Annotated in this window: 18 protein-coding genes; 6 read left to right on the top strand and 12 right to left on the bottom strand. The window is 68.5% G+C overall.

Translation table 11 applies throughout. The annotated features are described in order from the left end of the window. Positions 1 to 67: 67 nt before the first annotated feature. The 5 genes from hflX to E4V01_RS12525 all read right to left on the bottom strand — a co-directional run bounded on the left by hflX (position 68) and on the right by E4V01_RS12525 (position 7,609). Positions 68 to 1,483 (bottom strand): GTPase HflX, encoded by a 1,416-nt coding sequence (gene hflX, locus E4V01_RS12545; RefSeq protein WP_060770242.1) that lies wholly within the window; start codon positions 1,481 to 1,483, stop codon positions 68 to 70. 97 nt (positions 1,484 to 1,580) lie between these two features. Then, the gene (gene hfq / locus E4V01_RS12540) at positions 1,581 to 1,835 is read right to left on the bottom strand and encodes an RNA chaperone Hfq (protein ID WP_003600267.1); all 255 of its coding nucleotides are present in this window, start codon (positions 1,833 to 1,835) and stop codon (positions 1,581 to 1,583) included. 306 nt (positions 1,836 to 2,141) lie between these two features. After that, positions 2,142 to 3,512, bottom strand: coding sequence for a sigma-54 dependent transcriptional regulator (locus E4V01_RS12535; protein ID WP_060770241.1), 1,371 nt, complete (start codon positions 3,510 to 3,512; stop codon positions 2,142 to 2,144). Next, entirely contained in the window at positions 3,509 to 5,908 is a 2,400-nt protein-coding gene (locus tag E4V01_RS12530) for a PAS domain-containing sensor histidine kinase (RefSeq protein WP_135298564.1), read from the bottom strand. The genes E4V01_RS12535 and E4V01_RS12530 overlap by 4 nt, the downstream gene beginning before the upstream one ends. A gap of 63 nt (positions 5,909 to 5,971) precedes the next feature. Further along, positions 5,972 to 7,609, bottom strand: coding sequence for a DEAD/DEAH box helicase (locus E4V01_RS12525; protein WP_135298563.1), 1,638 nt, complete (start codon positions 7,607 to 7,609; stop codon positions 5,972 to 5,974). 214 nt (positions 7,610 to 7,823) lie between these two features. Here E4V01_RS12525 and E4V01_RS12520 point away from each other — a divergent pair, with 214 nt between their 5' ends. Continuing rightward, positions 7,824 to 8,498 carry a helix-turn-helix domain-containing protein gene (locus tag E4V01_RS12520; protein WP_135298562.1) on the top strand — a complete coding sequence of 225 codons (675 nt, stop codon included), beginning with the start codon at positions 7,824 to 7,826 and terminating at the stop codon, positions 8,496 to 8,498. Between the two features lie 156 nt (positions 8,499 to 8,654). On the opposite strand, the gene ntrC is transcribed toward E4V01_RS12520, so the two are convergent. The 3 genes from ntrC to dusB are packed head-to-tail and all read right to left on the bottom strand — an operon-like array spanning position 8,655 to position 12,299. After that, on the bottom strand, positions 8,655 to 10,127 hold the full coding sequence (gene ntrC, locus E4V01_RS12515) for a nitrogen regulation protein NR(I) (protein WP_135298561.1): 1,473 nt from the start codon (positions 10,125 to 10,127) through the stop codon (positions 8,655 to 8,657). Positions 10,128 to 10,137: 10 nt separating this feature from the next. Next, positions 10,138 to 11,271, bottom strand: coding sequence for a nitrogen regulation protein NR(II) (locus E4V01_RS12510; protein WP_135298560.1), 1,134 nt, complete (start codon positions 11,269 to 11,271; stop codon positions 10,138 to 10,140). Beyond that, a complete protein-coding gene (gene dusB, locus E4V01_RS12505) occupies positions 11,271 to 12,299 on the bottom strand; it encodes a tRNA dihydrouridine synthase DusB (RefSeq protein WP_135298559.1) in 1,029 nt (342 codons plus the stop codon). Before dusB ends, E4V01_RS12510 begins: the two co-directional genes overlap by 1 nt. A 127-nt stretch (positions 12,300 to 12,426) precedes the next feature. Between dusB and E4V01_RS12500 the strand changes: the two genes are divergently transcribed. Together E4V01_RS12500 and E4V01_RS12495 are read left to right on the top strand one after the other, a co-directional pair. Beyond that, positions 12,427 to 13,761: a bifunctional 2-C-methyl-D-erythritol 4-phosphate cytidylyltransferase/2-C-methyl-D-erythritol 2,4-cyclodiphosphate synthase gene (locus E4V01_RS12500; RefSeq protein ID WP_135298558.1), complete on the top strand. Its 1,335-nt coding sequence runs from the start codon at positions 12,427 to 12,429 to the stop codon at positions 13,759 to 13,761. Then, the gene (locus tag E4V01_RS12495) at positions 13,758 to 14,288 is read left to right on the top strand and encodes a CinA family protein (protein ID WP_135298557.1); all 531 of its coding nucleotides are present in this window, start codon (positions 13,758 to 13,760) and stop codon (positions 14,286 to 14,288) included. Before E4V01_RS12500 ends, E4V01_RS12495 begins: the two co-directional genes overlap by 4 nt. Positions 14,289 to 14,435: 147 nt before the next feature. On the opposite strand, the gene E4V01_RS12490 is transcribed toward E4V01_RS12495, so the two are convergent. The 4 genes from E4V01_RS12490 to cysC all read right to left on the bottom strand — a co-directional run bounded on the left by E4V01_RS12490 (position 14,436) and on the right by cysC (position 19,011). After that, a complete protein-coding gene (locus E4V01_RS12490) occupies positions 14,436 to 16,679 on the bottom strand; it encodes a xanthine dehydrogenase family protein molybdopterin-binding subunit (protein ID WP_135298556.1) in 2,244 nt (747 codons plus the stop codon). Next, the gene (locus tag E4V01_RS12485; RefSeq protein WP_135298555.1) at positions 16,672 to 17,721 is read right to left on the bottom strand and encodes a xanthine dehydrogenase family protein subunit M; all 1,050 of its coding nucleotides are present in this window, start codon (positions 17,719 to 17,721) and stop codon (positions 16,672 to 16,674) included. The genes E4V01_RS12490 and E4V01_RS12485 overlap by 8 nt, the downstream gene beginning before the upstream one ends. Then, positions 17,718 to 18,215, bottom strand: a complete 498-nt coding sequence (locus E4V01_RS12480) for a (2Fe-2S)-binding protein (RefSeq protein WP_135298554.1) — start codon at positions 18,213 to 18,215, stop codon at positions 17,718 to 17,720. The genes E4V01_RS12485 and E4V01_RS12480 overlap by 4 nt, the downstream gene beginning before the upstream one ends. Before the next feature lie 169 nt (positions 18,216 to 18,384). Then, complete coding sequence (gene cysC / locus E4V01_RS12475) at positions 18,385 to 19,011, bottom strand: adenylyl-sulfate kinase (RefSeq protein WP_135298553.1); 627 nt, start codon at positions 19,009 to 19,011, stop codon at positions 18,385 to 18,387. Positions 19,012 to 19,539: 528 nt separating this feature from the next. Between cysC and E4V01_RS12470 the strand changes: the two genes are divergently transcribed. From E4V01_RS12470 to E4V01_RS12460, 3 genes are all read left to right on the top strand, one after another. Continuing rightward, positions 19,540 to 21,327: an ABC transporter ATP-binding protein gene (locus E4V01_RS12470; RefSeq protein WP_135298552.1), complete on the top strand. Its 1,788-nt coding sequence runs from the start codon at positions 19,540 to 19,542 to the stop codon at positions 21,325 to 21,327. Then, positions 21,324 to 21,662, top strand: a complete 339-nt coding sequence (locus E4V01_RS12465; protein ID WP_135298551.1) for a low molecular weight protein tyrosine phosphatase family protein — start codon at positions 21,324 to 21,326, stop codon at positions 21,660 to 21,662. Before E4V01_RS12470 ends, E4V01_RS12465 begins: the two co-directional genes overlap by 4 nt. Before the next feature lie 275 nt (positions 21,663 to 21,937). Next, a complete protein-coding gene (locus E4V01_RS12460; RefSeq protein ID WP_135298550.1) occupies positions 21,938 to 24,091 on the top strand; it encodes a tetratricopeptide repeat protein in 2,154 nt (717 codons plus the stop codon). Positions 24,092 to 24,239: the final 148 nt, after the last annotated feature.

Below are 24,239 nucleotides of genomic sequence, written 5' to 3'. Positions count from 1 at the left end.
GGCACCGGCCTTTTCGTTTGCTGGAATCTTCTCTGCGCCGAATTGCCACCCGCAAGCGGACGAGGCCCTAAGCGGCCGGAGAACTCTGTGGACCGCCGACGCGCTGGGCCGCCTCGAACCGGTTGAGAAAGCGGGGTTCCTTCTCCGGCGCGATGCGGATCGTCAGGGCGATCGCGCCGCCGGTCTCGGATTGGCGATCGAGGACCTCGGCGTTCTCGTAGAGCCAGTTGAGAGCGGCGCCGTCCTCGGGCGGAAGCGTCACCGCGAAGGTCGAGCGCGCCCGCGCCACCTGCCCCTCGATCCGCTCGGTGAGTTCCGGAAGACCTTCCCCCGTCAAGGCTGAGATGAGAATCGGGGCCGGTCCGGCACCGCGATGCGCGGCGCTGAGATTGAGCAGACGGGTGCGCTCGCCCTCGTCGAGGAGGTCGGCCTTGTTCCACACCTCGATGATCCGCTCCGCATCCGCCTCGATTCCGAGTTCGCGCAGCACGCCCTCGACATCCTCGGCTTGGGCCTGGGTATCGCCATGCGAGACGTCGCGCACGTGCAGCAGGATGTCCGCCTCGATCACGTCTTCCAGCGTGGCGCGGAAGGCGGCGATCAGGGAGGTCGGAAGGTCGGAGATGAAGCCCACCGTGTCGGAGAGAATCACCGTCTCGCCGTGCGGCAGCTTGGTCGCCCGCGCGGTTGGATCGAGGGTGGCGAACAACATGTCCTGCGCCCGCACCTCGGCCTTGGTCAGGGCATTGAACAGCGTTGACTTGCCGGCATTGGTGTAACCGACCAGCGCCACGATCGGATAAGGCACCCGCGCGCGGCTCTTGCGGTGGAGACCACGGGTACGGGTGACGGCTTCGAGATCGCGCTCGATTCGGGTCATCCGCTCCTGAATCATCCGCCGATCAGCCTCGATCTGGGTCTCACCGGGGCCGCCGAGGAAGCCGAAGCCGCCGCGCTGCCGCTCCAAGTGGGTCCACGACCGCACGAGACGGGACTTCTGATAGGCGAGATGGGCGTGCTCGACCTGAAGCGTGCCCTCGCGGGTCGAGGCGCGCCGGCCGAAAATCTCGAGAATCAAGCCGGTGCGGTCGATGACCTTGGCGCCCCAAGCCTTTTCGAGATTGCGCTGCTGCACCGGCGAGAGCGCGCAATCCATCACCACGAGGCCGATCTCCTCGGCCTTGATGAGCCCGGCGATCTCCTCGACCCGGCCCTTGCCGAGATAGGTCGAGGGACGCGGGCGCTGGAGATGCACCGAGATCGCCTGGGTGACGTCGAGTTCGATGGCGGCCGCCAATCCGACCGCTTCGTCGAGCCGCGCCTCGTCGGAGCGCACGGTTTCCGTCTGTCCGGGTGCGAGCCGCTGAGCGGCGCGTGTGAGATAGGGGCCGAGAACCAGCGTGCGGGTCGCGGCGGCAATCTCGCCCTCGGGGGCGGCCTTCGCCTGCAGGCGCGCTTCGCCGGGCGGAAGGATTTCAGTCATGGCGTCTCCGTGTCATCGTTCCCTTATGTCGGAACGATGACGCAATTTTACATCCGCTGGCTGCCGCAAATAAGGGGAGCCGGCCCGCTTCGCGCGCTCAGGCCTTTTCAGGCGCCGTTTCGTCCGGCTCGAACAGCTGCACCGGATGACCCGGCATGATCGTTGAGATCGCGTGCTTGTAGACGAGTTGCGAGTGCCCGTCCCGACGGAGCAGGACGCAGAAGTTGTCGAACCAGGTCACGACACCTTGAAGCTTGACCCCATTGACGAGGAAGATCGTCAGCGGGATCTTGTTCTTACGGACATGATTCAGGAACGTGTCCTGGAGGTTCTGAGCGCGCTCGCCCGCCATTTCTTTTTATCCTTAGTTCGAGACTCGCGCCACGGATCAGCAGGGTCCCGTGGCTGAAGCGCGGGGCGGCGCTCTCACATGCTGGGACCGCTCTGCCGGGCCATTTCTATTACAGGGCGAAGCTTGCCGCGATGCAAGAGGCCCCCCGCAGCGCAAAGCGTCAATATCCACCCCTTGCAACCGCTCGCGCCGCCGATTCGCCCGCCGAACCGGCAGCGGCCGATGAGCCTCTGTCACAACACGCCCGCCGAGCCGCCGTGCCCGGAGGGCAGACGATCGGCGAGCGGGCGTTTCGCGAGTGACGTCTTATGGGCCGATGCCGAGCGACTTCAGCTTCCGGTGGAGGGCCGAGCGCTCCATGCCGATGAATTCGGCCGTGCGGGAGATGTTGCCGGAGAAGCGGGCGATCTGGGCGATGAGGTATTCCCGCTCGAAGATCTCGCGGGCCTCGCGCAGGGCCAGACTCATCAGCTTCTCGCCGCCGGCACCCGTCGGCGTCGTCGGCACCAGCGCGCCGATCTCGGTCGGCAGCATCTCGGAGGTGACGTCCTGCTCCGGATCGCTCTGGGTCAGGATCATCAGCCGCTCGACGTTGTTGCGCAGCTGGCGGACGTTGCCGGGCCAGTCGTGCGACTGGAGCACCGCCATCGCGTCCTCGGCGATGCGCCGTCGCGGCAGGCCGGTGGCGGCCGAGATCTGCTCCATGAAGAAGGTGATGAGCTCCGGCACGTCCTCACGCCGTTCGGCCAGCGAGGGAATGCGGATCGGCACCACCGAGAGGCGGTGGAAGAGATCCTCGCGGAAGCGCCCTGCGGCGATCTCCTCCGTCAGGTCGCGGGACGAGGAGGAGATGATGCGCACATCGACATGGACGCGGGCCGTGCCGCCGACGCGCTGGAAGTTCTGATCGACGAGGACGCGTAGAATCCGGCTCTGCGTTTCCTTCGGCATGTCAGCGACTTCGTCGATGTAGAGCGAGCCGCCATGCGCCTCCTCCAGGGCACCGACGCGCCGCACCCGACCCTCGCCGCCCTCGACGCCGAACAACTCGGCTTCCATCGTGTCCGGCGTGATCGTCGCGGCGTTGATGACGACGAAGGGCCCGCTCGCCCGCGAGGAGGCGGCGTGCAGCGTGCGCGCCGAGAGCTCCTTGCCGGCGCCCGGCGCCCCCGAGATCATCACGCGGGCGTTGGTCGGCGCCACGCGTTCGATGGTCTGGCGGAGCTGGTTGACCGCGACCGAGCCGCCGACGATGCGGCTGGCTTGGCCCGAGCGGACCTTGAGGTCGCGCACCTCGCGCTTGAGGCGCGAGGCTTCGAGCGCCCGCTCGGCGACGAGGATCAGGCGGTCGGCCTTGAACGGCTTCTCGATGAAGTCGTAGGCGCCGGATTTGATCGCCGCCACCGCGGTCTCGATATTGCCGTGGCCCGAGATCATCACCACCGGCAGATCCGGGTGGCCCGCCTTGATCAGGTCGAGCACCTGCAACCCGTCGAGGCGCGAGCCCTGGAGCCAGATATCGAGGAAAACGAGGTGGGGCCGGCGTGATTCGATCGCCGCCAGCGCCTCGTCGGACCCGGCGGCGGTTCGGGTGCGGTGCCCCTCGTCGTCCAGGATGCCCGCGACCAGATCGCGGATGTCGGCCTCGTCGTCGACGATCAGGATATCGGCGCTCATGGCTGCACCTCCGCGACGCGTCGCGCTTCCATGGCGTCCTCCGTATTCTTATCCATCGTTGTCCTGTCACGCGTGTCCGGTGTGGCGGAGCGCTCCCGCTCCTGTCCCGCACCGGTCCCGGAATTCCGTTCGTCCGGCCGCCCGACTTCCCGCGGCAGCCGCATGCGGACCTGTCCGCCGCGCCCCTCCGGGTTATCGTTCAGCTCGATCCCCCCGCCATGCTCTTCGAGCACCTTGGAAACGATCGCGAGTCCGAGGCCGGTCCCGCCCTCGCGGGTCGTCATATAGGGTTCGAGCAAGCGCTGGCGCCCCTCTGCCGGAAAGCCTTTTCCGTTATCGGTGACCTCGATCACCACGAATGCCTCTTCGACGACCAGCGTCAGGGCGACCCGACCCTTGCCACCATCGGCCGTCAGCACGTCCTCCGGCACCGCTTGAACCGCCTCGACGGCGTTCTTGAGGATGTTGGTGAGCGCCTGGGAGAACAGCCGCACGTCGAAGGCGGCGACGACGCGGCCCTTCTCGTCCTCGCCGACCGTTTCGAAGGGGAAATCAAGATCGGGATGCGCCATGCGCAGCATGAACAGGTTCTGGCGCGCGATCTCGGCCAGATCCTGCTGCGTGATCGCCGGCTTCGGCATCCGGGCAAACGAGGAGAACTCGTCCACCATCCGCTTGATCTCGTCCACCTGCCGCACGATCGTGGCGGTGCACTGCTCGAACACGTCCTTGTCGGTCGTGATCACTTTTCCGTATTTGCGCCGGATGCGCTCGGCCGAGAGCTGGATCGGCGTCAGCGGGTTCTTGATTTCGTGGGCGATGCGGCGGGCCACGTCCGCCCAGGCCGAGGTGCGCTGCGCCGTGACGAGATCGGTGATGTCGTCCAGCGTGACGACGTAGCCCCGCGCCTCGCCCTGCGCCTGCTCGCTGGTGACGCGGACGGCAATGGTGCGCTCGCGGCCGCCGCGCACGAGCTGGATCTGCTGCTGCAGGGCGCGGTGGCGTCCCTCCGCCTCCGGGAACAAAGCGGCGATCTCCGGCACGACATTCGTCAGCGGCTGTCCGACGAGTTCCTGGGCCGTGAGGCCCAGAGTCCGTTCCGCGCCGGGATTGGCGATGGTGATGACGCCATCGGCATCGACGCCGAGCACGCCGGGCGAGACGCCCGACAACACGGCCTCGGTGAAGCGGCGGCGGCGGTCGATCAGGTCGTTGGCCGCGCGTAGGCCATCGTGCTGGCGGCGCAGCTCCTGCGTCATCGTGTTGAAGCTCTCGCCGAGATGGGCGAGGTCGCCGTCGGATTTGCGCGCCGGAACGCGGGCGTAGAAATTGCCCGCGGCGACCTCGTCGGCGGCGTTGATGAGCCGGCGGATCGGAGCGACGAAACGGTTGGCGAAGTTCAGCCCGAACCAGACCGCCGACAGCAGCGTGATCAGCGCGATCAGGATGAAGACCGAGGCGAAGGCGATCTGCACGTAACGGCGCAGTTCGTCGAAGGTCAGGTACTCGGCCGCCGCGGCGCGGGCGACACCGGGAAAGTCGATCGCGAGCTGGCTTACCTCGCGCTGCACCAGCAGCACGGCGTTGTCGTAGGCCGGCATCCGCATCAGGGCGGCGAAGACCCGGCCCTCGTTCGGCAGCAGGCAGATCGGGTCGCTCGACTTCGCCGCATCCTCGAAGGCGGCGGCCGAGGGCAGGCGCGTCTGCTTGAGCACGTCGATATTGGCACGCGCCACCACCTCGTTCGGCCCGCGCATGATCTTGACGATCGGCAGGCCGAGCGCCTGGGCGCGGGTGGTCATGAAGCCCTCGAACCACTCGCGGTTCACATCAAAATTCGGCCGCGCCCGCGTCAGGTCGTCGGCGAAGATGCGGATTTCGCGGGCGAGCGACTGGCAGTGATTCTCCTGATAGGCGTCGGCGACCTGAACCGATTTGAGCACCACGTCACGGACGCGGTCGGTGAAGCCGAGCGACAAGCCGACATCGATCGTCACCGAGGCGACGATGGCGAGCAGGATCGTCGGCAGGATCGCAATCAGGCTGAACAGGCCGACGATGCGGGTGTGCAGCCGCGCCACCGAGGCGTGGGTGCGCCGGGCATGCAGGAAGACCCGCGCCTCCCAGGCGATCACGACGACCAGCGCGAGAACCAGCGCGGCGTTGACCGAGAGCAAGGCCACGCCGGTCGTCGGCGTCCGCGTGATCTGGATGATGCCGGCGAGGATGAGGAAAGTGACCGAGGCGGAAATCAGCGCCGTGAGCACCACCGCCGCCCCGATCCAGCCCGGCCCGCGCGGGGGCGAGTCGAACCGGCGCGCGACCGCCTCGGCGCCGTCCTCGGGGGACGGGGCATCGGACGGCACGTTTTCAGAACGTCGCGACAGAAGCGGCATCACTGATGCGGGGCCACATCAGTGTGGCGAAATTAATACGAATCGGCCCCTACGAGGATCCGATCAGGCGGCCAGGGTGCCCCAGCGGCGCAGGTCGCGGAACCGCCGCCCGTCGGAAAAATGCACCGTCACGCTCTCGGAAAGCCGGCCGGCGGCCTCCACCCGGAGGGTCTCCGGCCGCTCCAACTCGTCCGTCCGTTGCAGCGCTGCGGCGACCGACATCGGCACCGGATCGGCGCCGCCGAACGCGCGCCACCATTGCACCGCCTTCTCGCGGGCATGGCCGGAATGCTCCAGGCAGACCTCGACCCGGCAGCCGCCGCCTCGCCAGCGCAGGGCGACGACGAGCCGGTCCGGGCCGGAGCCGCCGGGACCGCGGTCGAGGCACCAGCCGGTCACCTCGCGCCAGGGGCAGATCGATTCGGACAGGATCGGCATGGCGTCCTCCGCGCTCGCGGCGTGAGGTGCCTCCTCGTCCTCCGGTTCGGGCTCCACCCAGCAGGCTTCGCAGGTGCTGGCGTTGAGCGCGATCAGCGCGCCACAGCCGGGGCAGGGTTTGGCCCGCGCCATTCCCGACGCCGCCGGGCCGAGCGCGACGCTGCGGGCGGTCACCGCGTCCACGGGACCGTGCATCCGCACCAGTCCGGCATAATCGAGCACGATCGCATCCGACTTGCCCGGCGCCCGGCGCAAGGCCCGGCCAACCTGCTGCACGTAGAGCCCGGCCGATTGGGTCGGGCGCAGCAGGGCGATGAGATCGACTTCCGGCACGTTGAAGCCGGTGGAGAGCACGCCGACCGAGACGAGGCAGCGGATCTTTCCGGCGCGGAAGTCGCGCACGATGCGGTCACGCTCGCGCTTTCCCATCTCGCCGGTGACGGTCTCACAGGAGATTCCTTCCGCCCGGATCGCATCGCGCACGGAGGCCGCGTGGGCGAGCCCGGCGCAGAAGGCGAGCCACGCCCGCCGCTCGCGGCCATAGCCTACCATCTCCTCGACCGCCGCGCGGGTGATCCATTCGCGGTTGACCGCCGCCTCCAGCGCCGAGGGGATGTAGTCGCCGCCGCGCTTCGGCACCCCCGACACGTCGAGGGCGAGCGCGGTCGCCTTGCAAACCAGGGGCGCCAGAAAGCCCTGATGGATCAGGTCGCCGACCAGCGATTCGTAAACGATCCGCTCGAACACGCGGCCCTCGCCCTCGTCGAGCCGGCCGGAATCGAGCCGGTAAGGCGTGGCGGTGAAGCCCGCGACCTTGAGATCCGGGTTGCCGGCCCGCGCTGCGGCGAGGAAGCGGCCGTATCCCGTCTCGCTCGCACGCGGCACGAGATGGGCCTCGTCGATCACGATGAGGTCGATGGCGCCGAACAACGCGGCCCGGTCACGCACGGATTGGATCGAGCAGAAGGTGACCTGCGCGTGAACTTCCCGCCGGCCGATGCCGGCGGAGACGATGCCGGCGGGCGCCTCGGGCCAGTAGGCCAGCAACTCGCCGTGGTTCTGCACGACGAGTTCGCGGACATGGGTAAGAACGCAGATCCGCGCCTCCGGCGCCCGATCCAGCCATTCGCGGATCAGCGCGGCGATGACGAGCGCCTTGCCGGCGCCGGTCGGCAGCACGACGAGGCCGGGCCCGCCGCCCTGGTCCCAATGACAATCGAGCGCGTCGAGGGCGGCGCGCTGGTACTCGCGAAGGCGCAGCATGGCGCGCCTTTAGCGGAGTTGGCGAGCCTGGAACAGGAGCCGCTGCCGGTCGCGATGCGAGGGGCCATGGCGATCCGCGCCGCCGCGCCGCAAACCAGCCGCAGCGTCCGGGACTCGGCGCAATATGCCTATGGACAACCTAGGGTAATAGTCTCGGCAGGTGGATTTCATGTAGGGTGGTGGTCAGCTCGCTTCGGACCCGTTCTCTGCTGAAATGTCAGAATCATTCCCGGAGCGACTAGAACAAGCTCTAGCGGCACGAGGTATCCGCAAGTTGTACGCTTTAGCCGATGAAATCGGTGTGAATAAAATCGCTTTGACGCGATGGAAATCTGGTAAGAATATCAGCATCGAAAACATCTGCCGGCTGGCCGAGTGCCTCGATATATCTATCGATTGGCTTTTTGCAGCCAAAAGCGCGACAACAGGAGGGATCAGCCAAAACACTTATAGCGGCACGATCGATGTCGGGGAAATCCTGAACTCTCTCCTGTCTACTTACTTCGGGCCCACCGAAATGGCAGGGTACGAGGCCCTCGCGCAACTGATGTCGAGTGACCCGGGCGATGATGGAACCAAAGACTTCCTAACATTCTGGTGGAATGCAGCCTCATCGGACACCAAGAGGACCAACCTCGCTTTCGGTCCCCTCAAGGTCGATCAAGGGCAGGCGTCGGTCACGCTCGTCTATCTGAGCATGGATATCGCTTTCCAGGATTGGCGGTCCATGTTCGTCTCGTTCCATCACGAGGGCGTTAATGTCACGAGTTCCGCGATCACCCTCGACTTGGATATGAACGTTTGGGAATCAGTGTCCCAGAATATCACTGACCAGAAAAAATCACAGATCACGAAGCACATCGCTTCGACGACATTGAACTTCGGATGATCGGCGCATCCGCCAGGTCGTACCGTGCCTCGACGGGACGCTTGGCGGATGGCGAGACCGTTGCCATCGAGAGAGGTGATCCGATCCTGAAAGATCGGATCACGTCTCAGGGCCGCCGTTGCGTCTGGCCCGGATACGCAACCGAACGCGGACGCCTCACCGCGAAGTGCGGAACACCTGCAGATCGAGATCCCGCACCTTCTTGCGCAGGGTGTTGCGGTTGACCCCCAGCAGTTCCGCCGCGCGGATCTGGTTGCCGCGGGTGGCGGCGAGCGCCGCACCGATCAGGGGGCCTTCGATCTCGCGCAGGATGCGGTGGTAGAGGCCGGGCGGGGGAAGGGCGTCGCGGTAGCCCGAGAAGTAGTCGGCGAGGTGCCGCTCGACCGCGCCGGACAGGGTCTCGCTGTCGGAGGCGCCGTTTGCGTTCTTGCGGGCCGCTCCGTTGCCGTTGGCCGTGGGCTGGGCGAGCGGCAGGGTGTCGAGTTCCGCCTCGATCACCGGGCCGGTGATGGTCTCCTGCGGGTAGAGCGCCGCCAGGCGCCGGACGAGGTTTTCGAGTTCGCGCACGTTGCCGGGCCAGCGGTAGCGCTTGAGCCGCTCCATGGCGTCGCCGTCCAGCGTCTTGCGGGTCAGCCCCTCGCGCTCCACCAGCACGAAGAAGTGGCGGATCAGGTCCGGCACGTCTTCGGCCCGCTCGCGCAGGGCCGGCAGCCGCAGCGGCACGACGTTGAGCCGGAAGAACAGGTCCTCGCGGAAGATGCCCTGCTGGATCGAGACGCGCAGATCCTTGTTGGTCGCGGCGATGATGCGGACGTTGGTCTTGATCGGCACCCGCCCGCCGACGGTGGTGTACTCGCCCTGCTGAAGCACCCGCAGCAGCCGGGTCTGCGCCTCCATCGGCATGTCGCCGATCTCGTCGAGGAACAGCGTGCCGCCCTCCGCCTGCTCGAACCGCCCGGCCGAGCGCGAGAGCGCGCCGGTGAAGGCGCCCTTCTCGTGGCCGAACAGCTCGGATTCGATGAGGTCGCGGGGGATCGCCGCCATGTTCACGGGCACGAACGGTCCGGTGCGGCGGCGGCCGTAATCGTGCAGCGCCCGGGCGACCAACTCCTTGCCGGTGCCGGACTCGCCCGTGATCATGACCGTGAGGTCGGTCGGCATCAGCCGGGCCAGCGCCCGGTAGATCTCCTGCATGGCCGGCGAGCGGCCGACCAGCGGGATGTCCTCGTTCTCCGGCCCGGCGCCGGGCGCGGGCGTCCCGCGGGGGCGTGACAGCGCCCGGCCGACGATCGCGATCAGCTCCTTCAGGTCGAAGGGCTTGGGCAGGTACTCGTAGGCGCCGCGCTCGGAGGCGCGGATCGCGGTCATGAAGGTGTTCTGCGCGCTCATCACGATGATCGGCAGTTCCGGCCGAACGCGCTTGATGCGCGGCAGCAGGTCGAACACGTTCTCGTCCGGCATCATCACGTCGGTGATGACGAGGTCGCCCTCGCCCTGCGCGACCCAGCGCCAGAGCGTGGAGCAGTTCGAGGTGGTGCGAACCTCGTAGCCGGCCCGGGACAGGGCCTGGTTGAGCACGGTGCGGATCGCGGCGTCGTCGTCCGCGACGATGATGTGGCCGTTGGGCATAGCTCTCGACTCAGCGCTCCGCGGCCGATTCACGCCCGTCGCGGGCGCTCGACATGGGAAGGAGGATCCGGAAGGCGGTGCGGCGGGGTACGGGATCGCATTCGACGATGCCCCCATGGTCGCCGACGATCTTGGCCACCAATGCAAGTCCGAGGCCGGAGCCCTGCACCTTGGTGGTGACGAAGGGGTCGAACAGGTCCGACAGCATGTCGGTCGGGATACCCGGCCCGTTGTCGCGCACCGCGACTTCGATCGGCAGGCTGACGCGCTCGCGCGATCCGGGGATCTGGAGGCGCAGGCCGGTGCGGAAGGCGGTCGAGAGGGTGATCTCGCCCTCGACCGTGTCCGTGCCGATCGCCTCGGCCGCGTTCTTCACGAGGTTCAGGATCACCTGGATCAACTGGTCCCTGTTGCCGAGGACGGGCGGCAGCGAGGGATCGTAGTTCTCGACGAAACGGATGTGACGGGCAAAGCCGGACTGGGCCGAGCGCTTCACCTGATCGAGCACGCCATGGACGTTGACGGGGCCGCGCTCCACCGGCCGCTCGTCGCCGAACAACTCCATCCGCTCGACGATGCGCACGATCCGGTCCGACTCGTCGCAGATCAGGCGGGTCAGTAGCCGGTCCTCTTCGTCGCTCTCCTGTTCGAGAAGCTGCGCCGCGCCGCGGATGCCGGCGAGCGGGTTCTTGATCTCGTGAGCGAGCATCGCGCCGAGCGCCACCATCGAGCGCGCGGCGCCGCGATGGGTGAGCTGCCGGTTCATCTTGTCCGCGATGGTGCGCTCTTGCAGCATCAGCACCACCGAATCGTCCTCGTCCCGCAGGGGCGTGGCGAAGACGTCGACGCTGCGCTCGGTCCCCGAGCGCGGCTGGACCAGCTCGACCCGGTATTCCGACACGGAGGAGCGGCGGCGGCGCACCTCGGTCACCAGCGCGATGATCGGCGAGGAGAACGGGATGATGTCGCGCAGCCGCCCCCGCAGCATCAGCCGGGCCGAGGCGTCGAAGAACAGTTCGGCGGCGTGGTTGACCCGCAGGATCCGCTCGTCCGGCCCGATGGTGAGGACCGGCAGCGGCAGCGAGTTCAGCACCGCCTCGGCCGGCGGCAGGGATTCAGGAGTGGGCTCGTCGGAAAAGGGCATCAGGCCGCCTTGCCGAGGGGCGTGGTCGCCACCCCGGCCGGTTCGAGGAACGCGCGTTGCAAGAGGCGGAGCGCCTCCGCCGGATCGTGCGTGGTGACGAGACGGCGCCGGTCGTCCGGGGTCAGTCCGCCGGCCGCATCGGCATAGGCCGCGAGATGCTTGCGGGCGTGGCGCACGCCCATCGCCGCGCCGTAGAGCGCGATCAAACCCTGGTAATGCTCGGCCGCGACCGCCGCCCGCTGCTCGGCCGAGAGCGGCGGCGCCACGCGCCCGGCGAGGCCGGCGGCGATCTCGCCGACGAGCCAGGGGCGCCCGACCGCCGCGCGCCCGACCATCACGCCCGCCGCACCGGATTGGCTGAGGCAGGCGCGGGCCTCCTCCAGGCCGGTGATGTCGCCGTTGGCGATGACGGGGATGCGCACCGCCTCGACCACGGAACGGATCGCCGACCAATCGGCCCGGCCCTTGTAGAATTGCTGCCGGGTGCGGCCGTGAACCGTCACGCCGTCGAGCCCGAGCGCTTCGGCGCGCCGTGCCAGTTCGGCGGCGTTGAGGCTCGCGTGATCCCAGCCGAGCCGCATCTTCACGGTGACGGGCATGTCGACCGCGCCGCGCACCGCCACGAGGAGGCGCGCGGCGTGGTCGAGGTCGCGCATCAGGGCCGAACCCGATTCGCCGCCCGTCACGGTCTTGGCCGGGCAGCCCATGTTGATGTCGATGGCGTCCGCGCCGTTCGCCACGGCGATGCGGGCGGCCTCGGCCATCGGTTCGGGCGCGCAGCCGGCGAGCTGCACCACATGCGGGTCCACCCCCGCGCCCTCGGCCCGGACCTGCGATTCGGCGTCACCCTTCGCCAGTTCGGCCGCCGCGACCATCTCGGAGACCACCGCGCTGGCACCGAGCCGCTGGGCGAGACGGCGCATATGGAGGTCGGTGACGCCCGACAGCGGTGCCAGCAGGACCGGCGGGCTCTTCGCCCCCGGATCGTCAGCCCCACGCAGTGCGCTCAAATAATGGTCACGTGTCATTGTGCTCAATAAGTAGCCAAATGGCGGGCGGACGCAAGCGCCTGCTGCGTTTGCCTTCGCGCATCTTGACGCATAAGGACGCGGCGATCCCCATCCATCCCCAGATGATTTCCATTCGAGGCCCAGCATGTCCGACCAAGCCGCGCGGCCGCCCGGGCAGGGATCGGGGCGTAAATCGGTGGCGGCGGTCGTGGTGGCGGCCGGCAAGGGCCTGCGCGTCGGCGGCGATTTACCCAAGCAATATCGCCGCGTCGGCGGCCGAGCCGTCCTGACGCGGACGCTTGCGGCGCTGGCGCAATCGCCCCGCATCGCCCGCATCCAGCCGGTGATCGCGCCGGATGCGCAGGACTTCTATCGCGAATGCCTTGCCGATCTCGAGCCGGCGCAGCGTGAAAAACTCGCCGAGCCGGTGCCGGGCGGGGCGACGCGCCAGCAATCGGTGGCGGCCGGGCTCGAAGGGCTCGCCCGCTTAGGCGCGCCCGATCTCGTGCTCGTCCACGACGCGGCGCGGCCCTTCGTGGACGAGGCGCTGATCGCCCGCGCGGTCGCGGCCGGCTCCGAGCACGGCGCATCGGTGCCGGGCATCGCGGTCTCCGACACGATCAAGCTCGTGGAGGAGATCGCGCCGGGCATCGGCCGCGTCCACGAAACCCCGGCTCGCGAAAATCTTCGCGCCGTGCAGACCCCGCAGAGCTTCCGCTTCGGTCTGCTTCTCGACGCGCATCGCCGAGCCGTCGCCGAGGGCCGCGATGGCTTCACCGATGACGGGGCGCTCGCCGAATGGGCCGGGCTGCCGGTCGTGGTGTTCGAGGGCGACGCCCGCAACCGCAAGATCACCCAGGCCGCGGACCTGATCGAGGCCGACCGGGCATTCTCCGGACGGTCTTTCTCTGAACCTGCGCCCGCGATATCGGATGACCCCATGACCACCTACGTGACCCGCCTCGGCACCGGCTTCGACGTCCACGCCTTCACGGAGGGCGACCATGTCTGGCTCGGCGGCGTGAAGATCCCCGCCGACCGGGGCGTGCTCGCCCATTCCGACGGCGACGTGGCTCTGCACGCGCTCACCGACGCGCTGCTCGGCGCCATCGCCGACGGCGACATCGGCACGCATTTCCCGCCCTCCGACGAGAAGTGGCGCGGCGCGGCCTCCGATCAGTTCCTGGCCCATGCCTGCGAATTGGTGCGCGCGCGCGGCGGCAAGATCGACCATCTCGACATCACGGTGCTCGCGGAAGCCCCCCGCATCGGCCAGCACCGCGAGGCCATCCGCGCCCGCATCGCCGAGATCGCAGGCGTGCCGCTCTCCTCTGTCTCGATCAAGGCGACCACCACGGAAAAGCTCGGCTTCGTCGGGCGCGCCGAGGGCCTCGCCGCCCAAGCCGCCGCGACGGTGCGGCTGCCGGAGGTCTGCGCGGAGCTGGAGACCGAGGCGGAGACCAACGAGCGCCGCTCGTGATCGCTGACGCCGCTCTGCTGGCCCGCGCCGAGGCGCTGGTGCGGGCCTACGCGGCAGCGGGCCAACGCATCGCGACCGCCGAGTCCTGCACCGGTGGTCTCGTGGCCGGGCTGCTCACGGCAGTGCCCGGTTCCTCCGCGGTGGTGGAGCGCGGCTTCGTCACCTATTCCAACGAGGCGAAGGCCGAATCGATCGGCGTGCCGATGGACCTCATCGCGGCGCACGGCGCGGTGAGCGAGCCGGTCGCCCGCGCCATGGCGGAAGGCGCGCTCGCCGCGTCACACGCGGACGTGGCGGTCTCGGTGACCGGCATCGCCGGGCCGGGCGGCGGCAGTGACGCCAAGCCGGTCGGCCTCGTGCATTTCGGGCTCGCCGTGAAGGGCGGCGCCACCCGCCACGTCGAGCGGCGTTTCGGCGATCCGGGCCGGGCCGAGATCCGGCGGCTGTCGGTGGCGGAGGCGCTGACGCTTCTGGAGGAAGCCGTCGATTTGCATCGCCCCGGCTCGCCATCAGGCGAAACCATCTGACCCCACTTCTCCCATCCTGATCCTCATCCTGAGGTGCCCGCGTCAGCGGGCCTCGAAGGATCTTCCAGGGATCGAGCGGGATCTGGACGATCCTTCGAGGCCGCTTCGCGGCACCTCAGGATGAGGGCGGTGTCTTGGAAGCGCCGATCAACCCAGCAATCGGTCCAGCGTGATCGGCGTCTTGCGCACCCTGATCCCCGTCGCGTGATACACCGCGTTGGCGATGGCGCCCGCTGTACCGGTGATACCGATCTCGCCGACGCCCTTGATGCCGAGCGGGTTCACGTGCGGGTCGTGCTCGTCGACGAGGATCGCCTCGATCGACGGCACGTCGGCGTTCACGGGCACATGGTACTCGCCGAGATTGGCGTTCATCACCCGGCCCGAGCGGGGATCGACCGCGGCGTTTTCGTGGAGCGCGAAGGACACGCCCCAGATCATGCCGCCGTAATATTGGCTCGTGACGAGGCGCGGGTTGACGATCCGGCCGGCGGCGAAAGCACCGACGAGCCGGGTGACGCGGATCTGGCCGAGATCGGGATCGACGGTGACCTCGGCGAAGACCGCGCCGTGGGCGTGCATCGCGTAGGCCTCGCGTGCGGCCGGATCGGGGGCGGCCTGCCCTTGCGCCGAGACCGATGCGCGGCCGGCCCGGTTCAGGATCTCGGTGAACGACTCGCTGCGTCCCTCGTCGTCCCGTCGGATCAGTCGACCGCCGCTTGCGTAGACGCCGGCATTACCGGCGCCATACAGGGCCGATCGTTCGTCGTTGGTCGCGAGGTCGGCGAGTTGCGCCAGCACCGCGGCAGCGGCGGAATGGATCGCCGTGCCGGCGGTGGCGGTGTGGGCCGAGCCGCCGGCGATGCCGGCATTCGGCAGGTCCGACGTGCCGCTCTGGAAATCGAGTTGCGCAAGGCCAATCCCGAGACCGTCGGCGGCGATCTGCGCCAGCGCGGTCCACGCGCCTTGCCCCATATCATGGGCGCCGAGCGCGACGGTGCCGGTGCCGTCGGCGCGAATCTCGGCCCGCGCTTCCGCCTGCATCATCAGAGCCGGGAACAGGGCCGTGCCCATGCCATAGCCGACGAGGTGCCCGGCCGAATCGCGCATCGATCGGGGCACCGGGGCACGTCGGTCCCAGCCGAAGCGGGCGGCGCCTTGGGCGTAGCATGCACGCAGGGCCTTGGAGGAGAAGGGTCGGCCGGAGATCGGCTCGACCTCGGCATAGTTCTTCAAGCGGAATTCGAGCGGATCGAGGCCGCAGGCTTCCGCCATCTCGTCGATCGCGCCCTCCAGGGCGACGCTGCCCGAAGCCTCGCCGGGCGCACGCATGAAGAGCGGCGTGCCGGTATCGACCCGCACGCCGGAATGGCGCGTCGAGACCGCGGGCGCGGCGTAGAGGTAGCGGGAGATGGCGCTGGCCGGCTCGTAGAATTCGTCGAAGCGGCTCGTCGCCGTCAGTGTGTGGTGGTCGAGGGCGGTGAGTGCGCCCGACGCATCGGTGCCGAGCCGCAGCGTCTGCCGCGTCTCGGCGCGGTGGCCGACGGGGCCGAACATCTGCTCCCGACGCAGCACGAGCTTCACCGGACGGCCGACGAGTTTGGCTGCCATCACGCCGAGAACCTGCGGCCCGGACAGGAAGCCCTTCGAGCCGAAGCCGCCGCCGAGAAAGGGGGAGCGGACGAGAATGTTCTTCGGGTTGAGCCCGAACAGGCCGGCGAGCCGCATCTTGGCCATGGTGAGCCCCTGGCTCGGCGTGTCGACGACGAGCCGGTCGCCGTCCCACTGCGCCACGATGGCGTGGGGTTCGAGCGCGTTGTGATACTGCGCCGGTGTTTCGTAGGTCGCCTCGACCCGGCGCTGCGCCTGTCCCAGCCCGGCCTCGACATCGCCGCGCGACACGATCGCCTTGTCGCCGGCACCGACGCCCTCGGGCTCCTGCGGCGCCTCGGCATCGAGCCCGATACGCGGCGAATCCACCTCGTAACGCGGGGCCAGCAACGCGGCGCCCTCGGTCGCGGCCTCCAGGGTCTCGGCGATCACCACCGCGATCGGCTGGTGTGCGTAGCGGACGCGGTCGTTCTGCAACAGATCGAGCCGGAACATGAAGGGGTTGTCCTTCGCGTCCGGGTCCTGGGCGAGCCGCGGCGCGTTGGCGCCCGTCATCACCTCGACCACGCCGGGATGGGCCTTGGCCGCCGCGACGTCGAGGCCGGCGACCCGGCCGCGGGCGATCCGGCTCACCGCCACCACCGCGTGAAGCAAGCTCTCCGGCCGGTTGTCGGCGGCGTAGGTCGCCTGCCCGGTGACCTTCAGGAGGCCGTCGCGGCGGGTGAGCGGCTGGCCGATACTCGACCCGTGCCGGGCCTGCTCGTAGGCAATGTCAGGCATGGAGCGCGTCTCCCGAGAAGGCGGAGGCCGGAAGCGCCGGCATGCGCTCCGGGGTGCCGGCGGCGGCAAGGGTCAGCGCCCGCACGATCAGGCGGCGGGACAGCTCGATCTTGTAGGCGTTGTCGCCGGAAGGCCGAGCCTCGGCCAGGGCCGCATCGGCAGCCTCCCGCAAACTCCGCTCGCTCAGTTCCGCGCCGGCCAGCGCCGCCTCGGCCGCGCGGGCGCGCCAAGGCTTCAGCGCGACGCCGCCCAGAGCGATCCGCGCCTCGCCGACCCGCCCCCCATCGAAGCGCAGCGAGGCCGCGGCCGAAACTACGGCGAAGGCATAGGAGGTGCGGTCGCGGACCTTGAGGTAGCGGGAATGCCCGGCAAAGTCCGCAGCTTCCGCCGGCAGGCGCAGGGCGACGATGAGGTCGCCGGGTTCCAGCACGGTCTCCCGGTCCGGCCGGTCTTCCGGCAGGCGGTAGAGTGCGTCGAGCGGCACCTCGCGGGCGCCGGCTCGGCCCTCGATCTCGACGGTGGCATCGAGTGAAACCAGGGGCACGCAGAAGTCGGAGGGGTGGGTGGCGATGCAGTGCTCGCTCCAGCCGAGTACGGCGTGGAGCCGCGTCTCGCCGCCGCGCGCCTCGCAGCCGGCGCCGGGATCGCGTTTGTTGCAGGCGCTGGCCGGGTCGTAGAAGTAGGGGCAGCGGGTCCGCTGCAGCAGGTTGCCAGCCACCGTCGCCGCGTTGCGCAGTTGCGCCGAGGCCCCCGATAGCAGGGCTTCGGCCACGGCGGGATGCGCTTTCGAGACGTGCGGATCGTAGGCGAGGTCGCTGTTGCGCACGAGCGCACCGATACGGATGCCTCCATCCGGCAAGTGCTCGATCCGGTCGAGGCCGGGAAGATGCGTGACATCCACAAGGCGGCCGGGGCGGGTGATGCCGCCCTTCATCAAGTCGAGCAGGTTGGTGCCGGCAGCGAGATAGGTCGCGCCCGGCTCGGCGGCCGCGGCGACGGCTTCGGCAATGCTGCCGGCGCGGATATAGTCGAAGCGGTTCACGCGGCGTCTCCCTGATCGACGCCGGCGCTGCGGGCCTGGGCGTCGAGCACGGCCTCGGTGATGCCGATATAGGCGCCGCAACGGCAGAGATTGCCGCTCATGCTCTCGCGTACCCGCTCGGGATCATCGCCCGCACGGCCCTCGCGGATCAGTCCGACAGCGCTCATGATCTGTCCCGGGGTGCAGAAGCCGCACTGGAAGCCGTCATGCTCGATGAAGGCGGCCTGGACCGGGTGAAGCTGCTCGCCGACCGCCAGACCCTCGATGGTCAGAACCTCGGCCCCGTCCAGGCTCACGGCGAGCGCGAGGCAGGAATTGATCCGCCGCCCGTTCAGCAGAACGGTGCAGGCGCCGCATTGGCCCCGATCGCAGCCCTTCTTCGAGCCGGTGAGGCCGAGCCGTTCACGAAGGAGATCGAGGAGGGTGACGCGCGGATCGTCGAGTTCGATCGCGCGCGGTTCACTGTTGACGGTCAGCGTCAGACGAAACGTCATGCGGAGACGGCTCCCAGGCTCGCATCCTGTCTGGAAGCGTTTCAATTAGCCCGGCCGCTGCGCGCGACCAGGGGATGCGACGGAACCGACCGTCACGTCCACCTTCCATGCCCGCCTTCAACGCCGATGCCACCCCCCTTCCTGGGCGCGCGCCGCAGCAACGAGCGCCCTAGGCCGGTCCGCCCGGCCCATGGGCACTCAGGCGTAGCAGCGCGGCGATGAGCGGCTGGGCGGAGTCTGCGACGGCGTGGTCACGGGTCTGGAGCGCGAGGTCCGGTTCGGTCGGTGCCTCGTACGGAGCCGAAATCCCGGTGAAGTTGGGAATCTTGCCCGCCCTCGCCCGATCGTAGAGGCCCTTGGGATCGCGGGCTTCACAGACCGAGAGCGGCGTGTCGATGAACACTTCGAGGAAGGGGATGTCGCCCGCAATCGCCCGGGCCGCCGCGCGTTCCGCGCGAAACGGCGAGATCAGGGAGACGATCACCACGAGGCCGGCCTCTGCCATGAGGCGGGCGGCCTCGGCGGCGCGGCGGATGTTCTCGATCCGGTCGTCCGCGGTGAAGCCGAGGCCGCGATTGAGGCCCTGACGCAGGTTGTCGCCATCGAGCACCATGGTGCAACGGCCCGCCTCCGTCAGCGCGCGATCGACCGCATCGGCAATGGTCGATTTGCCGGCACCGGACAGACCCGTCAGCCATGCGATGGCCGGGCGCTGTCCCATCTGCGCCCAACGTCTCTCACGCGGTTGCAGCACCTGCCAGGTCAGGTTCGACGGGGGACCTGCGGGTAGCGTCATCGGCACTCCATCTCGTCATTGCGAGGCAGTGACCTCGATCATGACGTATCGCCTTCTGCACTGCTGTTTACCTACTTGCTGCGCGCTGTCTTCGTCCTGCCTTTGGCCGAGACGGCGTCGGCTCTGTCATGCCAGGCAAGTACGGCGCGACACGGGAAGTCGCAAAGCGCGAAGATGTTGCATAACGAACGAGCGATGCGTGCCTTCCTGGACTTCGCCGGTGCCGCTCTCCGACAAGTGGACGGTCGGGCGGACCGGTATTGGACGTTGCGAATCGAAACCCCGATCGTTATCGGTCGAGCCGGTCGCGTTCGAACAGGGAGACGCAGCATGGTTGTCGGCATCGTCTTCCGTCGTGCAGGAATCGCTGTAGCGCCTGCCGGAATTGCCTAGGCGCATTCCCCCGCCGCCCGGCCTGACGGCCCGCGCAGCTCACGCACCCTCCCCGATCTGACCTCGCCGGACCGCGCGTTCCAATCCGCGGCGCCCGCGTATTTCGGAGCCGACGCTTCGTCGTCGGGCACTGCCATGTCCCTGTCTTCTCCCCGGCGCGCGGATGTTGTCCGCCGCGTCCTTGCCTTCGTCGTCCGTGGCTGGCGCCGGCGCCTCGGCCTCGTTTCCGCCCTCGTGGCCGCGATCACGCTCGCCACGCTGGCCGACGTGATGCTGCCACTCTATGCCGGGCGCCTCGTCGATGCGCTCGCCGGTGCCGAGCGACACGCCGCCCTTGAGGCTGCGTTGCCGGCTTTCGCCATCATGACCGCGCTGAGCCTCGCGGCCGTGCTGTTGCGCCATGTCGCCTGGAGCCTCGTGGTGCCGCTGACGCTCGGCACGATGTCCGACGTCGCGAGCCAGAGCTTCGCACGCGTCCAGCGCTTCTCGACCGAGTGGCACGCCAACACCTTCTCCGGCTCCACCGTGCGCAAGATCTCGCGGGGGATGTGGGCGCTCGACGGGCTCAACGACGTCCTCCTGCTCTCGATCCTGCCCTCCGTCGTCGTGCTCATGGGCACGACCGTGGTGCTCGGCCTGCATTGGCCGGCGATGGGCGCGGTGATCGGGTTCGGCACGCTCGCCTATGTCGGCACCGCCGTGTTCCTGGCGACGCGGGTGATCGCCCCTGCGGCGACGCTCTCGAACGCCCTCGACACCCGGCTCGGCGGCGCGCTCAGCGACACGATCGGCAACAACGCGGTGGTGAAGGCGTTCGGCGCCGAGGCGCGGGAGGACGAGCGGCTCGCGCGCGTCCTGTCGAAGTGGCGGCGGCGCACCCGGCGCACCTGGATGATCGTGACGTGGAGCGGCACCATTCAGCTCGGGCTGCTGCTGGCCTTCCGCAGCGCCATCGTCGCCACGGCCCTATGGCTGTGGTGGCAGGGCCAAGCGAGCCCCGGCGAAGTGGCCTACGTGCTCACCACCTACTTCGTGGTGCATGGCTATCTCCGCGACATCGGCGGGCACATCAACCACCTGCAACGCTCGGTCAACGAGATGGAGGAACTGGTCGCCCTCGAAGCCGAGTCCTTGGGCGTCGCCGACCGTCCGGGCGCGGTGCCGCTCGCTGTGAGTGGCGGCGCGATCCGATTCGACGCGGTGCGCTTCCACTACGGCACCCACGGCACGCCACTCTACGACGGGCTGTCGGTGACGATTCCCGCCGGCCAGCGCGTCGGTCTCGTCGGGCGCTCCGGGTCGGGCAAGACGACCTTCGTCAAGCTGATCCAGCGGCTCTACGACGTGAGCGGCGGGCACGTGCGCATCGATGGGCAGGACGTGGCGGGCGCGACGCAGGCGAGCCTGCGGGCGCAGGTCGCCATCGTCCCGCAGGAGCCGGTGCTGTTCCACCGCTCGCTCGCCGAGAACATCGCCTATGCCCGGCCTGGCGCCTCGCTCGAAGAGATCGAGCGGGCGGCGCAGCTCGCCAACGCGCACGATTTCATCGCGCGGCTGCCGAAGGGCTACGCCACGCTGGTGGGCGAGCGCGGCGTCAAGCTGTCCGGCGGCGAGCGGCAGCGGGTGGCGCTGGCCCGCGCCTTCCTCGCGGATGCGCCGATCCTGATCCTGGACGAGGCGACGTCCAGTCTCGATTCGGAATCGGAAGCGCTGGTGCAGGAGGCGATGGAGCGGCTGATGCGGGGGCGCACCGCGATCGTGATCGCCCACCGTCTCTCGACGGTGCGCGCCCTCGACCGCATCCTCGTGTTCGACCGGGGCCGCATCGTCGAGGACGGGGCGCACGCCGCACTGATGCGGCGCCCGAACGGGGCCTACCGCGCCCTGTTCGAGCGGCAATCGGAACTGGCGGAGAACGCGTGAGGATCCTGTTCGTCTGCGGCCGGGCGCGCGCCCGCAGCCCGACCGCCGAGCAGCTGTTTTCGCTGTGGCCCGGCCTGGAGACGGCTTCGGCGGGTGTCTCGGACGACGCGGACGAGCCCGTGGAGGCCGATCACCTCGCCTGGGCGGAGATCATCGTGGTGATGGAGCGCGCGCATCGGCGCAAGCTGATGCGCCGCTTCCGGCCGGCGCTCCGGCACGCCCGGATCGTCTGCCTCGATGTGCGCGATGACGACGCCTTCATGGAGCCGGCGCTGGTGCGCCTGCTCGAAGCGCGGGCGGGGCGGTTCCTGCTGCCCGGATGCAAGCCCGGTTGAGCTTCGCCCACAGAACCCGCGCCGCGCTTTCGTCGCCGGAGCGCGAACACTCATCACCAAGAGTTTTGTGTCAAGCACGCCCGGTGTTTGATCTCGCCCTCATGTGAGCTGCCCTGCAGCCGTCGCAGCGCAGCACGGTGAGAGGCGGATCATCCTTGAACGGGGCAGTTTCCCAGGGCTTGGATCGGTCTCGCGCCAGCCTGAATGAGAGCCGATATTAATAATTTGTTGAGCATAGAGTCCTTACCGTGCTGCCTTCTCAAGGAGCGTCGGGCATGCGCGAACATCGAAAATCGCGGACGATCGAGCACGCTCACGCCGCGGATTCGGTCGAGCGCACCCTCGCCAAGGCCATCGCCCACCGCACCGCCGGACGTTATGAGAAAGCCCGCCGCAACCTTCAGCGCGTGCTGGACGCGGTGCCGCATCACGCGGGCACGCACCACGAACTCGGCCTCCTGACCAGCAAAGCGGACGGACCCGGACCGGCGGTCCCGCATTTCGTCGCCGCCCTGAGGGCTGAGCCCGAGCAGCCACGCCATTGGCTGGCTCTGGCCGTGACGCTCCTCGTGCTGAACCGGCTCGACGAGGCGCGTGCCCTGATGGAGCAATTCCGGAATCGGGACATCGCCGACGATGCATCACGCGCGATCCTCAAGGATTTCGCCGACCATGCCTTCGCGCGGGGACAGGAGCGCTACATCGCGGGCGACCTCGCCGCTGCGGAGACCCTGGCCGACCTCGTCATTGGCCTGGACGAAACCCACGCCAACGCGACCCATCTCGCGGGCGCCATCGCCGCGGGGAAGGGCCGACACCAGCAGGCGTTCGACCTGTTCAGCATCGCGATCTACCGCGACCCCGACAACGCCGGCTATTTCAGCAGCCTCGGTGCGGTCCTGATCACGCTGGGCGACTACACCGGCGCCATCTCGGCTTTGGAGCGGGCGGTCTCCCTCAATCCCAACCTCGCGATCGCGCATTCGAACCTGTCCGGTGTCTATCAGCGCGTCAGTCATCACAGCGCGGCCGTGACCCATGCGCGGCGTGCCGTCGCGCTCGATCCCGGCCTCTCCAACGCGCACAACAATCTCGGTTGCAGCCTGAAGAGTCTCGGCCACTTGCCCGAGGCGCTCGCAAGTTTCGACCGGGCGCTCGCGACCGATCCCAGGCATATCACCGCCCATTCCAACCGGCTGTTCACCAAGCTCTATGCCGAGGGCGTTCCGCACACCGACTACGCGGCCGACGCGCGCAGCTTCGGCGCACGTTTCGCCGATCCGCTGCTGCGCAGGCGCCCCTTCGCCAACGATCGTGATCCCGACCGCCGCCTGCGAATCGGATTCGTCTCGGGCGACCTCTGCACCCACGCCGTCGCCCGCTTCATCGAGCCGTTCCTGCGCCACCTGGATCGGACGCAGTTCGAGGCGCGCGCCTACATGACCCATGCGGCGGAAGACGCCGTTTCGGCCCGCCTGCGGACTCTGTTCGATGGTTGGCACAACATCGCCGGCCTCAACGACGACGAGGCCGCAGACCTCATCGAGTCGGAGAAGATCGATATCCTCGTCGATCTGTCCGGCCACAGCGCCGGCCACCGTTTGCTTGTCTTCGCTCGGAAGCCGGCACCGGTTCAGGTCACGTGGATGGGCCACCCGGCGACCACGGGGCTGCGCGCCATGGATTACCGCCTGACCGATGCCCGTCTCGACGTGCCCGGCCAGACGGAAAGCCTGCACACGGAGACGGTGTGGTGGCTGCCGGGCGTCTCCGCCACCTACGAGGCGCATCACGATATCCCGCCCGTGCGGGAGCGACCGCCCTTCGAAGACAACGGCTTCGTCACCTTCGGTGTCATGAACCGCTTCGAGAAGATCAGCGACGGCGCTTTGAAGACCTGGGCCGCCATCCTGCAGGCGCTTCCCGACGCGCGTCTGTTCATGGTCGTGGCCGACGTCGAGACGGCCGTCATTCGGGAACAGGTCAGTGCACGTCTGTCGATGGCCGGGATACCGCTCGACCGTGTGCGGCTGCATCCGCGCGTCACGACGACATATTTCGACCTCTACCACGAGTTCGACATCGCCCTCGATTCGTTTCCCTACAACGGTGGGACGACGAGTTGCGACACGCTCTGCATGGGCGTCCCCTTCATCGCGCTGCGGGGCAGCCAAGCGGTCTCGCGGGTCGGTTCATCGCTGCTGGAGGCGATCGGACTGGAAGAACTCGTAGGCGACACGCCCGACGGTTATGCGACCCGCGCGCTGGAACTCGCACATAATCCGGATCGCCTCCGCGCCATCCGCACGAACCTGCGCGAGCGCATGTTCGATGGTCCGGTCATGGACCATGCGCGCTTCGCGCGGGACATGGGCGACGCTTTCCGCTCCATGTGGAAAGGTTGGCTCGAGACGCACCGCTCCGCGTGAGCCGGGTGTGGTCTTGATCCCTTTGCGTGAATAATGTTGTTAACCAGCGCTTGAGCCGGGGCATTAGAAGGCGGGCAAAAATCTCATTCAGCGCACGGCGTTGAGAAGCGAAGAATTGTCAGCGCAAGAATTGATTCGATCAGAAATC

It is taken from the genome of Methylorubrum sp. Q1, from assembly GCF_004683995.1.
Taxonomy (GTDB): Bacteria; Pseudomonadota; Alphaproteobacteria; order Rhizobiales; family Beijerinckiaceae; genus Methylobacterium.
The sequence above is the reverse complement of the archived record's forward strand: the minus strand, read 5'-3'. Positions and strand labels throughout refer to the sequence as shown.